The sequence below is a fragment of the Serratia sp. D1N4 genome (assembly GCF_054552755.1).
On record NZ_CM137274.1, the window covers coordinates 4673936 to 4687608 of the forward strand.

The 13673-nt window shown below is 53.5% G+C and carries 13 protein-coding genes; 9 read left to right on the forward strand and 4 right to left on the reverse strand.

Features of this window, described 5'->3' with window-relative positions; genetic code table 11:
* From ACX1CU_RS20910 to sstT, 3 genes are all read left to right on the forward strand, one after another.
* The gene (locus tag ACX1CU_RS20910) at positions 1–720 is read left to right on the forward strand and encodes a glutamine amidotransferase (protein ID WP_459400139.1); all 720 of its coding nucleotides are present in this window, start codon (positions 1–3) and stop codon (positions 718–720) included.
* Positions 721–986: 266 nt separating this feature from the next.
* Positions 987–1961 carry a TerC family protein gene (locus tag ACX1CU_RS20915; protein ID WP_459400140.1) on the forward strand — a complete coding sequence of 325 codons (975 nt, stop codon included), beginning with the start codon at positions 987–989 and terminating at the stop codon, positions 1959–1961.
* A 278-nt stretch (positions 1962–2239) separates the two neighbouring features.
* Positions 2240–3478, forward strand: a complete 1239-nt coding sequence (gene sstT, locus ACX1CU_RS20920; protein ID WP_459400141.1) for a serine/threonine transporter SstT — start codon at positions 2240–2242, stop codon at positions 3476–3478.
* On the opposite strand, the gene ACX1CU_RS20925 is transcribed toward sstT, so the two are convergent.
* The 4 genes from ACX1CU_RS20925 to uxaC all read right to left on the reverse strand — a co-directional run bounded on the left by ACX1CU_RS20925 (position 3479) and on the right by uxaC (position 8706).
* Positions 3479–4036 (reverse strand): YgjV family protein, encoded by a 558-nt coding sequence (locus tag ACX1CU_RS20925; RefSeq protein ID WP_459400142.1) that lies wholly within the window; start codon positions 4034–4036, stop codon positions 3479–3481.
* A 163-nt stretch (positions 4037–4199) separates the two neighbouring features.
* Complete coding sequence (locus ACX1CU_RS20930; protein ID WP_459399038.1) at positions 4200–5579, reverse strand: IS4 family transposase; 1380 nt, start codon at positions 5577–5579, stop codon at positions 4200–4202.
* Positions 5580–5794: 215 nt separating this feature from the next.
* On the reverse strand, positions 5795–7285 hold the full coding sequence (locus ACX1CU_RS20935; RefSeq protein ID WP_459400143.1) for a UxaA family hydrolase: 1491 nt from the start codon (positions 7283–7285) through the stop codon (positions 5795–5797).
* Between the two features lie 8 nt (positions 7286–7293).
* Positions 7294–8706 carry a glucuronate isomerase gene (uxaC, locus tag ACX1CU_RS20940; protein WP_459400144.1) on the reverse strand — a complete coding sequence of 471 codons (1413 nt, stop codon included), beginning with the start codon at positions 8704–8706 and terminating at the stop codon, positions 7294–7296.
* Positions 8707–9112: 406 nt separating this feature from the next.
* Here uxaC and ACX1CU_RS20945 point away from each other — a divergent pair, with 406 nt between their 5' ends.
* The 6 genes from ACX1CU_RS20945 (at position 9113) to ACX1CU_RS20970 (ending at position 13649) form a co-directional block, all read left to right on the forward strand.
* Positions 9113–10411, forward strand: coding sequence for an MFS transporter (locus ACX1CU_RS20945; RefSeq protein ID WP_459400145.1), 1299 nt, complete (start codon positions 9113–9115; stop codon positions 10409–10411).
* Positions 10412–10528: 117 nt separating this feature from the next.
* Positions 10529–11305 (forward strand): transcriptional regulator ExuR, encoded by a 777-nt coding sequence (exuR, locus tag ACX1CU_RS20950; protein WP_459400146.1) that lies wholly within the window; start codon positions 10529–10531, stop codon positions 11303–11305.
* 187 nt (positions 11306–11492) lie between these two features.
* Positions 11493–11936 carry a hypothetical protein gene (locus ACX1CU_RS20955; RefSeq protein ID WP_459400147.1) on the forward strand — a complete coding sequence of 148 codons (444 nt, stop codon included), beginning with the start codon at positions 11493–11495 and terminating at the stop codon, positions 11934–11936.
* 128 nt (positions 11937–12064) lie between these two features.
* A complete protein-coding gene (locus ACX1CU_RS20960) occupies positions 12065–12745 on the forward strand; it encodes a DedA family protein (RefSeq protein ID WP_459400148.1) in 681 nt (226 codons plus the stop codon).
* Complete coding sequence (gene mzrA / locus ACX1CU_RS20965; protein ID WP_459402874.1) at positions 12745–13116, forward strand: EnvZ/OmpR regulon moderator MzrA; 372 nt, start codon at positions 12745–12747, stop codon at positions 13114–13116. The genes ACX1CU_RS20960 and mzrA overlap by 1 nt, the downstream gene beginning before the upstream one ends.
* A gap of 158 nt (positions 13117–13274) precedes the next feature.
* Entirely contained in the window at positions 13275–13649 is a 375-nt protein-coding gene (locus tag ACX1CU_RS20970; protein WP_459400149.1) for a DUF1090 domain-containing protein, read from the forward strand.
* Positions 13650–13673 lie beyond the last annotated feature (24 nt).

Genomic DNA, 13673 nt, shown 5'->3' on the forward strand with positions numbered 1-13673 from the left:
ATGAAACCGCTGCTGTTAATGCAAACTGGTGATGCGCCGGAAGCCATTCAGCGTGAATTGGCCAACTTTGACCAGATGTTCCTGCAACAGGGTAATATCGCCGCCGATCGGGTGCAGATCGTGCATCTCCCTGCCGGTGACCCCTTGTTACCGCCAGAAAACTACTGCGGTGTGGTGATCACCGGTTCACCGGCAATGGTGACAGAACAGCTACCGTGGAGCGAACAAGCGGCAACGTGGCTGCGCCAGGCGATGCAAATCAGGCTGCCGATTTTTGGCGTGTGCTACGGCCATCAGCTTCTGGCGCATGCGCTAGGAGGAGAAGTGGGTTATCACCCGCAGGGGATGGAAGTCGGCACGCTGGAGATCGAATTGCTGCCTGCAGCGGGTAATGATAAGCGCCTCGCAATACTGCCGCCGCGTTTCAAAGCGAATCTGATCCATGCACAGTCGGTTCTGACGCCGCCGCCCGGTGCCGAAGTGCTGGCACGCTCGCAGCAGGATCCTTATCAGATCCTGCGCTACGGTGACAACGCCTTAACCACCCAATTCCACCCAGAATTTAACGGTGCGGCCATGCAACGCTACCTGAGTTGGCTCAGTGAGTTGGATCCAGAAAATCAGGAAAGCTACCAGGTTAAACAACAACAGGTTAGCAATACCCCGTTCAGCCAGATGCTGTTGCAAGGCTTTGTCATCAGCCTCGGCGCACAACGTTAAAATAGCAGGTAATTATTTTAAACATTGACCAAACGCACATTTTGCACTATTTTTTTTCGTGCAAAGGGGAGTAACTTCATTGCCGGTTAATCGTCATTACGATGCGTAAGCATCCGGTTACCGGGCAACCTGATGTCTAAGGTGTCATTACCTTCATCAACGTTGTAAGTGAGACCTTGCCGGAAGGCGAGGTTTGCTTGCAGCGTTCACAGAGCGGCTAGCGTCTTCCGACGTTGGCCGTTTTTGTTTTCTGAAGGATATCCCTGATGTTGAATTCCGTTGGCACTCCCTGGCTCTGGGCCAGTTTCACCGCCATCATAGTCGTGATGCTGGTCATTGATTTACTGTTACAAGGGCGTAAAGGCGCACAAACCATGACGCTGAAGCAGGCTGCCTGCTGGTCATTGCTGTGGGTGAGCCTGGCGCTGCTGTTTAACGCCGGTTTCTGGTACTACCTGAACGCAACCGCCGGGCGCGCCGTGGCGGATACGCAAGCTCTGGCCTTCCTGACCGGTTACCTGATTGAGAAAGCACTGGCGATCGATAACGTGTTCGTCTGGCTGATGCTGTTCAGCTATTTCGCCATCCCGACCCACTTACAACGCCGCGTGCTGATCTTCGGTATTCTTGGCGCTATCGTCCTGCGTACTATCATGATCTTCGCGGGCAGTTGGTTGATCGCACAGTTCACCTGGTTGCTGTATCTGTTTGGCGCTTTCCTGCTGTTTACCGGTATCAAGATGGCGCTGGCGAAGGAAGATGACGCGGCTATCGGCGACAAACCTCTGGTGAAGTGGCTGCGTAGTCACCTGCGCATGACCGATAACCTGGAGGGTGAACGTTTCTTCGTGCGTCGCAACGGTGTGCTGTTTGCCACACCGCTGGTATTGGTGCTGATCCTAGTGGAGCTGAGCGACGTGATTTTCGCCGTCGACAGCATCCCTGCAATCTTCGCCGTGACCACCGATCCGTTCATCGTGCTGACCTCCAACCTGTTTGCCATCATGGGGCTACGTGCCATGTACTTCCTGCTGGCTAACGTGGCGGAACGCTTCTCGATGCTGAAATATGGCCTGTCGGTGATCTTGGTATTTATCGGTATCAAAATGCTGATCGTCGATTTCTACCATATCCCGATCGCCGTTTCCCTGAGTACGGTTGCCGGTATTCTGGTGCTGACGCTGCTGATCAACGCCTGGGTTAACCACCGTAACGATGTGAAAACGAGAAACACGCCATAATCTGTCATCCGGGGCGCTAGCCGCCCCGCGATTGTTTGGCAATAACCGTTAAAGGCCAAATGTTATTGCGATCACATAAATGTAAACAGAATGTTATAAACGATTACTCCGCGCACGTAATTTCAGCATCACCTCTTTTCAACCACCCTCATTTACTGAATACTGATCGGGCAAACATACTTAGTTACAGATACAACTAAAATTTGCCCGGCAGCGTTCCTGCCGAGGCGCAATCATCTGTACGCCACATTTCAGGGGAGCGGAAACGCAACAGCATCATGAATAAACTATTAGTACGCATCACTCAGGGCAGCCTGGTTAAACAAATATTGATCGGCCTGGTGGCCGGTATTGCAGTAGCGTTGGTTTCTCCTGCCGCCGCCAGCGCCGTTGGCCTGCTCGGGGCGCTGTTCGTCGGCGCACTGAAGGCCGTTGCACCAGTATTGGTGCTGGTGCTGGTGATGGCCTCCATCGCCAACCACAAGCAGGGGCAGAAAACCAATATCCGCCCGATTTTGTTTCTCTACCTGCTGGGCACCTTTGCGGCCGCACTGACCGCCGTTATCATCAGCTTTATCTTCCCTTCAACACTGGCTCTGGCGGTGGGAAATACCGATATCAACCCGCCGGGTGGCATCGTTGAAGTGCTGAAAAACCTGCTGATGAGCGTGGTCGCTAACCCGTTCAATGCCCTGATTAATGCCAACTACATCGGCATTCTGACCTGGGCGGTTGGCCTTGGGTTGGCGCTGCGTCATGCCTCTGATACCACCAAAACGCTGATCACCGACATGTCACACGCCATCACTCTGGTAGTACGTGCGGTGATCCGCTGTGCGCCGCTGGGGATTTTTGGCCTGGTGGCTTCCACGCTGGCCGAAACCGGCTTTAGCGCACTGTGGGGCTACGCCCAACTGCTGGTGGTGCTGATCGGTTGTATGCTGCTGGTGGCACTGGTGCTTAACCCGCTGATCGTCTATTGGAAGATCCGCCGCAATCCGTACCCACTGGTGTTCACCTGCCTGCGCGAAAGCGGCGTGACCGCCTTCTTTACCCGCAGCTCCGCCGCCAACATTCCGGTTAATATGGAGCTCAGCAAAAAACTGAATCTGAACGAAGATACCTATTCGGTTTCTATCCCGTTGGGTGCCACGATCAACATGGCCGGTGCGGCGATCACCATCACCGTGCTGACGTTGGCCGCGGTGCATACGCTGGGTATCCCGGTGGATGTGCCAACCGCTCTGCTGTTGAGCGTAGTAGCAGCCATCTGTGCCTGCGGTGCTTCCGGCGTGGCCGGTGGTTCACTGCTGCTGATCCCACTGGCGTGTAACATGTTCGGCATTCCGAACGATGTCGCGATGCAAGTGGTGGCGGTAGGCTTTATCATCGGCGTATTGCAGGACTCGGCAGAAACCGCGCTGAACTCTTCCACCGACGTGCTGTTTACCGCAGCCGCCTGTCAGGCAGAAGATCAGCGGCTGGCAAGCAACGATCCGCTGAAGATGCGTCGATAGTTAACGATCGTCAGCCAGGCGCCCATCGGGCGCCTTTTTTTCGACCGCAAAAGGATCGATACCGCGTAACTGCAAGCGGCGGAAACGGATAATGTTGAAGCCGTTCATCAGCAGGAAACTGCCTTCAATCAACGAACCACCAATCGATCCCAGCCAGATATTGTGGGTAAACCAACAGGCGGTTGAGCACCACATCACACAGCGAGTTGTCAGGCCACGGCTGCGGAACAGTGCCCAGGTGCTGGCCGTAGTGCCCAAAATAGGCAATAACTCCACCCAGTGTTTGAAATGAGACAGGCCGACGATCGGCGTCAGAATGATAAAGAACCACATCATCCAAAGGCTGCGGGTACGCATGGAGATCAGGTTGCGACAGGCACCTAACAGTGCGCTGCTGCCAGCGGCGCTGGCTCCCATCAGGAAGAAATGGACGCCAATAATCAGGCTGTAAGCCGAGAGTTGCAGTTTGAAGCGCTGATCGTTGCGATTGAAGAAGCTGGTGATACCGACCAAAAAAGCCAGTACGCCAACGGACTGGGCAAACCAATAAAACGTCATTAAGGGATCCTGGGGCGGAAATAACAAGCGCTGGAATTGAAACGTATACGCCAATCAGTAAGACTAACTAATCTCCTCTCCTGCGGGGGAAGATTGGTGGGAGGGGAGGCTCACCGAACTAAAGCCCCTCACCCCGGCCCTCTCCCACTGGGCTGTCTCTTGATCAGATCTCCTGATCAAGAGACTTCGCCAGTTTATACCCTTCGACGATATCCTGAAGCTTGAACCATCCCTCCCACATCACTACCCATCCTGCTCGTCCCGTCCGTTTACTGTCATACCAACGCCCCAGCTTCGCCAGATTCAGGTACGCCCACTTCACACTCGGCGGCCTCTTCGGCAACGTTTTACCTTCCTGTTTCACCCACAGCAACTTCCATTCAAGTGGACTCAGTACCCGTTCACAGCTTGCATTGAGCGTCTCTTCACTCAACCCGCCCTGGCGTAACGACAACACCCGCACCGCTATAAAGCTCAGGATGACGATCATTCGCTCCAGATTATTTCGCGTTTGCATCCGTAGCTGTTCCACCTGCGTTCCACCGCTTTTCCACGCTTTATGGTATTCCTCTATCAGCCAGCGACGCTCGTAGTAACTGATAATCACCCGGGCTTCTTCCGCTGATGTGACTTTTTCTGATGTCAGAAGGTGCCAGCACGCTCCGTCTTCTCCTTCTTCACGACAGCAGATATACGTCAGTGGGACGGTATTTTCTTCTGACGTACTCCCCGGCATTTTGAGTTCGACCGAGCTATAGCGGATACTCATTTGTGCCTCACGCGCAGCACGTCCGCCTTTCTGGACCACATTCAGTCGATAACTGCCTGCTTCTGTTAGTGTTTCTGGCAACTCCAACAGCTTCTCATTGTGTCCACTTAGCAACCGGTTCTGAGCGGCTCGAACGATGAAGCGCTGTTTGTTTTTCGTTTTATAATCAAGGTAATGCCAGATATCCGCTTCCCGGTCACAGACGGAGATAACGTGTGCTTGTGTGTCACCGAGACGCTGTGCCGTTCGTTCAGATGCCTGTTGCCATTTGTAACTCTCTTTCTCTTCATAAGGCACGTGTTTACGTTGGTGCTTTTTACCGTATTTGTTCGCTTCACGGCTCCAGCGATGCTGGTCGATGAGCCCCAAGAACAGTGCGTGCTCGGGAGCATAAAGCAGGACGGTGTGGGCTAACAGGCCATGCGTATTCTTGCTGGTTGTCGTATTTCCCAACTCGTCATACGCGGTGGTGTGAGCGAAGTTAATGGAGGTGGTGTCTTCCAAAGCAAGTAGCAGGGTGTGCGTCTTGGCGGCCATTGCCGTGGCGTTGAAGCCGGCCTCGGCAATGGCATCGGGTGAGACGTTGGGATTGCGGATCAGACGATAAGCCCCTTCAACTTCAGCGGTGGTTTGGGATGATTTCACAATAGAAAGTCCTGTATTTTTAGCCAACGAGGCAGTGAATTTGACGAGACGCTGAGTTCGCCGATAGTCGCCAAGTTGAGCGAGCCCAAAAGTGTCATTAGCCCATGAATAACAATCAGAAAGCACCATACTAAAAACCGAAGAAGAGGAGAATATAAAGAGAGATCAACAGACGGGGAGAAAGTTCAAAAACTCCCCGGCGTTTGTGCCGGGGAAATGTGTATAAGAGACAGCCCACTGGGAGAGGGGGCGTTACCTTTAGCATTGTGCTACATGTAATTATGCACTTTTCTGCCTAACTGTTCGATATTACGCCGTTTTATGCTACTCCCACCCGCCAGGCTTTACAATGTTACCCCGCTTTTAAAGATCGCCAGCTCGCGGAAATCATTAACTTCGTTACGTGCCGGTTTGCCATCGGCAATGCCGACGATCAGTTCAACAAACTGCTCCAGCATTTCATCCATCGGCACGCCGTGGATCAGTTGCCCGGCATCGAAATCGATCCAGTGCGGTTTTTTAGCCGCCAGCTCCGAGTTGGTCGCCAGTTTCACCGTCGGCACAAACCCACCGTATGGCGTGCCTCGCCCGGTGCTAAACAGCACCATATGGCAACCGGCACCGGCCAAGGCGCTGGTAGCGACGGCATCGTTACCCGGCGCACTCAGCAGGTTCAACCCTGGCTGGCGCAGGCGCTCGCCATATTTCAGCACGTCCACCACCTGGCTCTGCCCAGCTTTTTGGGTACAGCCGAGTGATTTTTCTTCCAAGGTAGTAATACCGCCCGCTTTGTTACCCGGTGATGGATTCTCATAAATCGGCTGATCGTGGGCGATAAAATACTGTTTGAAGTCGTTAACCATGCTGACGGTTTTTTCAAACGTGCTTTCGTCGCGGCAGCGGCTCATCAGAATACGTTCAGCGCCAAACATTTCCGGCACTTCCGTCAGTACTGTGGTACCGCCGTTGGCGATCACATAATCCGAGAAGCAGCCCAGCAATGGATTAGCGGTAATGCCTGACAGGCCATCCGATCCGCCGCACTCCAGACCAAACTTCAGTTCGCTGAGCTTGCCCGGCTGACGGCGATCGTCGCGCATGATCTGGTACAACTGATGCATATGCTCCAGCCCGGCCTCGACTTCATCATCCTGCTGCTGGCAGACCATAAAGTGCACACGCTGCTCATCAAACTCCCCGAGCGTGGTGCGGAATGCGTCCACCTGATTATTCTCGCATCCTAAACCGATAACCAGCACCGCACCGGCATTCGGGTGACGCACCATATTTTGCAGCATGGTGCGGGTGTTTTCATGATCCTGGCCGAGCTGCGAACAGCCAAACGGGTGGCTGAACAGATGCACACCGTCGATCCCCTGCGCCTCATTGGTTTCTTTCAGAAAGCGCTGTTGGATCTGGCGGGCAATGCCGTTGACACAGCCCACGGTCGGGATGATCCACAACTCATTGCGGATCCCCACCTCACCATTGCTGCGCCGGTAGATCTGCACTTCACGATCCGCCGCCTGCGCCGGTAAAATTTGGAATTCTGGCTGATACTGATAGCTGTCGAGATCGCTCAGGTTGGTTTTGGCATTTTGCGAATGAATATGTTCACCCGGCGCAATGGCCACCAGCGCATGACCAATCGGTAAACCGTATTTGACGATCATCCCACCAACGGCAATCGGCTCAAGCGCAAACTTGTGCCCACGCACCACGTCTTGCACCAGCGTAATGACGCATTCGCCCAGCGTCTGCGTCTCACCGGCAGCCAAATCACGCAATGCTACCGCTACGTTATCTTTTGAATGAATTTTTATGATGCTTTGCATAAACCTACCTACGCCAATTCGATAGCGAAATACTGTTTAGCATTGTCGAAACAGATGTTTTTCACCATTTCGCCTAGCAATGCGATATCCGCCGGAGCTTCACCGTCTTCCACCCAACGGCCAATCATCTGGCACAGGATGCGACGGAAATATTCGTGGCGCGTGTAAGACAGGAAGCTACGGCTGTCGGTCAGCATGCCGACAAAGCGGCTGAGCAACCCAAGCTGGGCCAACTGCGTCATCTGGCGCTGCATGCCGTCTTTCTGATCGTTAAACCACCAGCCGGAACCGAACTGCATCTTGCCCGGTGTACCTTCCCCTTGGAAATTGCCGATCATGGTGCCAAGCACTTCGTTATCACGCGGGTTGAGGCAATAAAGGATGGTTTTTGGCAGGCTGCCTTGTTTGGCCTGCGCATCCAGCAAGCGCGACAGCGGTTCGGCCAGAGGCTGATCGTTAATCGAGTCAAAGCCGATATCCGGGCCAATGGTTTCAAACATCCGGCTATTGTTATTGCGCAGCGCGCCAATGTGATATTGCTGCACCCATTCACGGCGCTGGTATTCAGTGGCCAGGAACAGCAGCACGGCGGTCTTGAACTGTGCGCTCTGCTGTGGAGTGGGGATTTTGCCACTCAGCCGTTGCGCCAGAATGCTGTCCAGCGTGGCTTCGTCGGCTTCACCGTAAACCACCACGTCCAGCGCGTGGTCGGAAACCTTGCAGCCGTGCGCAGCAAAGTGATCCATACGCTTTTTCAGCGCATCGCGCAGATCGCTGAAACGCGCGATCGACGTATCCGCAGCGGCTTCCAACTGTTGCAGGTAGTCGTTGAATCCTGACGCTTCAATGTTGAAGGCTTTATCCGGCCGCCAGCTTGGCAACACTTTGATGTCGAAGCTGCCGTCGGCGGCGATGGCTTTATGATGGCGCAGATCGTCGATCGGATCGTCGGTGGTCCCGACCATCTTCACTTTCATCTGCTTCATGATGCCGCGTGCGCTGAACGAATCTTGCGCCAGCAGTTGATTACCACGCTGCCAGATTTCGTCTGCCGTGGTCGGTGACAACAGTTTGCCGGTGATACCAAACGGACGGCGCAGTTCCAGGTGGGTCCAGTGATACAGCGGGTTACCAATGGTATGCGGCACCGTAGCGGCCCAGGCATCAAACTTTTCACGGTCAGAGGCATCGCCGGTACACAGACGCTCGGCCACCCCATTGGTGCGCATGGCTCGCCATTTATAGTGATCGCCCTTCAGCCAAATATCATACAGGTTATGAAAACGGGTGTTTTCGGCAATCTGCTGCGGTGGCAGATGGCAGTGATAGTCGAAAATTGGCTGATCCGCAGCGTAATCATGATAAAGGCGGCGGGCAAATTCACTGTCTAACAAAAAATCATCGCTCAAAAACGTGGCCATATCGGTTCCTCACCTGGTTTCCTGGCTAACCTTGCGGTTAATTTTTGGAAGTTATCACACCAATTTTATTCAACGTCTAGCAATATTTCATCCTGCTCTCGGTTAGCTCACCACCTAAAGCCGTTTAAAACACATTTCAGGGCAAAACATCACCAAAACGGCGTAACAATTTGCAACTTATTATTGCCTAATCGACTCGCGGCTTTTGTGATGTCACTCAACTTTTAAATCTGTATGACAAGTTATCGTCTCGCCGCCCTGCACCTTTTTTCAACAGTTCACTATGGCAATGTGCAGGGGGGACGCCGGTATAGGAAGACTGGCAAACATAAATGAAAGGGAATCACCACATGAAACGCCACGGGTTTGCCGGTGGCAGGAATTTCAAGATTGGGAGAGGTTTTGGATGCGTAAAATTAAAGGGTTACGCTGGTACATGATCGGTCTGGTGACCATCGGTACCGTGCTCGGTTATCTGACCCGTAACGCAATGGCTGTCGCGGCACCCACGCTGGAAGGCACGCTGCATATCACTACGCAGCAATATTCCTATATCGTTGCCGCTTATTCTGCCTGTTATACCGTCATGCAACCCGTCGCAGGCTACATACTGGACGTGCTCGGCACCAAGATCGGTTATGCAATGTTTGCCATTCTGTGGGCCCTATTCTGTATGGGTACCGCTCTGGCCAATAGCTGGGGCGGCCTGGCCATGGCCCGTGGTGCGGTAGGGATGGCCGAAGCCGCCATGATCCCCGCCGGGCTGAAAGCCACCAGCGAATGGTTTCCCGCCAAAGAGCGTTCGATCGCCGTGGGATATTTCAACGTCGGTTCTTCCATCGGCGGCATGCTCGCTCCGCCTTTAGTGGTGTGGGCCATCGTCGCCCACAGTTGGGAACTGGCGTTCATCATCGTCGGGATACTGAGCCTGATCTGGGCCATCTGCTGGCTGATTTTTTATAAACACCCGAAAGACCAGAAAAAACTCAGCAGTGAAGAGCGCACCTATATTCTGGAGGGGCAAGAAGCGCAGCACCAGACCAGCAATGCCAAAAAGATGTCCGCCTGGCAGATCGTGCGCAACCGGCAGTTCTGGGGTATCGCACTGCCACGTTTTCTGGCTGAACCGGCCTGGGGCACCTTCAACGCCTGGATCCCGCTATTCATGTTCAAAGCTTACGGCTTTAACCTGAAAGAGATTGCCATGTTCGCCTGGATGCCGATGCTGTTCGCCGATCTCGGCTGCATCGTGGGTGGCTACTTGCCGCCGTTCTTCCAGAAACATTTCAAAGTGAACCTGATCGTGTCGCGCAAACTGGTGGTCACCATGGGCGCGCTACTGATGATTGGCCCAGGAATGATCGGTTTATTCACCAGCCCGTATGCCGCCATTGCCCTGCTGTGCGTCGGTGGTTTTGCGCACCAGTCGCTGTCTGGCGCATTGATTACCCTGTCCTCAGACGTGTTTGGCCGTAACGAAGTCGCTACCGCCAACGGCCTGACCGGTATGGCAGCCTGGACGGCAAGTACCCTGTTTGCCCTGGTCGTAGGCGCACTGGCCGACACGCTGGGTTTCAGCCCGCTGTTCGCCGCCCTGTCGGTGTTCGATATTCTGGGCGCGATTGTCATCTGGACCGTGCTGCAAAACCGCACCGCCGCGGAACCCCCGCAAGAACTCTTGCAAGCGGCAAGCGCCAGCAGTTAACCCACGCCACCCGGCCCCTGTGCCGGGTTTTCCACCTTTGCGCTACTGGCAGCCGTAGTGGATAAGTGGTATAACAACTGTTATGGCATCGAGCCTTCCTACCACAGAGTACTCACTATGGAATTCACTGAAACCAGACGCCTTTATCAGCAATTGGCCGCCAAGCTCAAACATCGTATTGAGAGCGGAGTCTACCTGGTGGGTGATAAGCTGCCAGCAGAGCGCTATATCGCTGAAGAAATGAACGTTAGCCGCACCGTAGTGCGCGAAGCGATTATCATGCTGGAAGTCGAAGGCTATGTCGAAGTACGGAAGGGTTCTGGGATCCATGTGATCTCCAACCAGCAGAAAAACCTGGTGATACCGGGCGATAGCCTTGAATTTGCCACCGCAGGGCCTTTTGAGCTGCTGCAAGCCCGCCAGTTGATCGAAAGCAATATCGCCGAGTTCGCCGCCACCCAGGTGACCAAACAGGATATCGTTAACCTGATGGAGATCCAGGAGCAGGCTCGCAAGGAAGATCGCTTCCGTGATTCAGAGTGGGATCTCAAATTCCACGTTCAGGTGGCATTGGCGACCCAGAACACCGCCATGGCGACGATTGTCGAAAAAATGTGGGCGCAGAGGGTAAACAACCCGTATTGGATCAAACTGCACGAGCATATTGACGATCGTTCGATCGCCAGCTGGTGTGACGATCACGATGAGATCCTCAAGGCGCTGATCCGCAAAGATCCTCATGCCGCCAAGCTGGCCATGTGGCAGCACCTGGAAAACACCAAACAGATGCTGTTCAACGCCACGACCGACGACTTCGAATACAACGCCGACCGTTATCTGTTTTCAGAAAATCCGGTGGTGCATCTTGAAAACGTTGCCGCTGGCAACAAATAGCGTTTAACCGTCAAACAAGCTTGGCTTGTGTCAGGTAATGTAAAATAGGCTGAATCGATGCCATAACTGGCGCTGGCCCGCTAACATTTTGCCTGCGGCAACGCAGATTTCCCTGTTGCCAATCATGCTATTTTGGTAGAGTTAGACCACTTTTTTACCTATTGGCTTGGGGGCGGAACGCGAATACATGCGCTGGTTGTTTGCCATGCTTATTGCTCTTTTTTGCTGGACCAGTTCGGTTTCCGGTCAAAAGCTATGTGCAGTACAAACCAAAGCCACTGCGTTAAACTCTCTGGTATCTCCTGAGCAGCCGATGCTCTCTCCTGACGACCCTGTTTATCGCCCACATGCGGAACTTCGTCGTAAAGCCCCTGGCAAATTGCTGCTGTTGCTGCCGCGGGTACAGTCCTTTCCCAGTTCGTTGCTTTCCCCCGCACAGCAGGTTCCAACCTATACTTTAGCGACGGACCCAGCCAGTAATACCAAGCCTCAGCGGCAGGCAGATTCACCCGCACCTAACCGGCTTGTGCAAATCAACTGGGCCCTGCACTCCTCCCAGCAGCAAAGCAGGATCGGTGGCTGGAAAGACAGCAATATTCTTTACCGTGGTTCATTGACTTATCACTCATGACCCGGTGTCGCACCCATTAGAACTAACGAATAAAGCAACACCGTTTCATCACCATCAGTAATCAGGGTTTCCGCTCATCGCCGCCCTACCGCTGAATAAAACAAACAATGACGTTTTAGGAACACCGGATGGATATTATTAAGCAATTGTTGGATGCCTTATGGCAGCAAGACTTCGAGACGCTGGCCAACCCTTCGCTGGTTTGGACGCTCTATGTCTTGCTGTTTATGATTTTATTTCTGGAAAACGGCCTGTTGCCTGCGGCCTTTCTGCCGGGTGACAGTCTGTTGATCCTGGTTGGTGTACTGGTCGCAAAAGGCGCCATGAATTTCCCAGTGACGATCCTGATCCTGACCACCGCCGCCAGTCTGGGATGTTGGCTCAGTTATATACAGGGCCGATGGCTGGGGAATACGCGAACGGTGCAGAGCTGGCTTTCACACTTACCCGCCCACTATCACCAGCGGGCACACCAACTGTTCCACCGCCACGGATTATCTGCCCTGCTGGTTGGGCGTTTCCTGGCCTTCGTGCGTACCCTGCTGCCAACCATCGCCGGCCTGTCTGGCCTGAGCAATGCTCGCTTTCAGTTCTTCAACTGGATCAGCGGTCTGCTGTGGGTTTTGATCCTGGTTTCTGTCGGCTTCGCTTTGGGGAATACCCCGATGTTCCGCAAGTATGAAGATCAGCTGATGTTCGGCCTGATGATGCTGCCACTGGTATTGTTAGTCGTCGGGCTGGTCGGTTCACTGGTCGTGCTGTGGCGTAAAAAACGCTCAGGCAATCACGATCAGGGAAAAGGCGTGTGATCACCCAACGACCACGCTGGCAATACGCACTGGTTATCGCACTGGCACTGCTGGCCTTGGCCACGGTGCTGGTGCCTTATATGGTACGTACAGAAAGCGAACTGCGTATTGATACCCTTCATCAAGGGCTATCGCTGCCCGACGGTTTTTATGTCTATCAACGCCTGGATGAACGCGGCATTCGCATCAAAAGCATTACGCCTGAAGGTGATAGTTTGGTGATCCGCCTGGATTCCCCAGAACAGCAACTGCTGGCACGCGAAGCTTTACAAACTATTCTTCCCCCCGGTTATACCATCGCCCTGAGCGAATCCCCGGCACCGAGCCATTGGGTTCGCAAGTTTGCCCGCGCGCCGTTCAATCTGGGATAATTCTTTTCTATTAAAAGGGTTATCCCGTTTGATTAATCCGCCATCACCTGCTGATCCTCAATAACTCATTGGGATTATCGGCTATTTATGACTACGCTGAATGTCAGCGCCTATCATTTGGGCAGCGGGAGTCATCCCTCAATAAGGAATTGAATATCATGAAAATACGCCACACACTCTTACTGGCCATCCCATTGTTGGCCTATGCGACCCTCTCTTCAGCGGCCAACACCGATACTTGTGCCAAAAAAGCACAGGCGATTCAAACACAAGTCGATTACGCCAAGCAGCACGGCAACCGCCATCGTGTGGAAGGCTTGGAAAAAGCGCTCAACGAGGTAAAAAGCCACTGTACGGAGGCCAGTTTAGCCGCAGAACGCCAACAGAAAATCGCTGATAAACAAGATAAAGTCGCCAAGCGCGAACAAGAATTGCAAGAAGCTCAGCAAACAGGCAAAGCGGATAAAGTGGCCAATAAGCAGAAAAAACTGGCCGAAGCACAGGCTGAGCTGAAAGCGGCTCAGGCGGAATAATTTTTTTACACTAGCGGATTTATC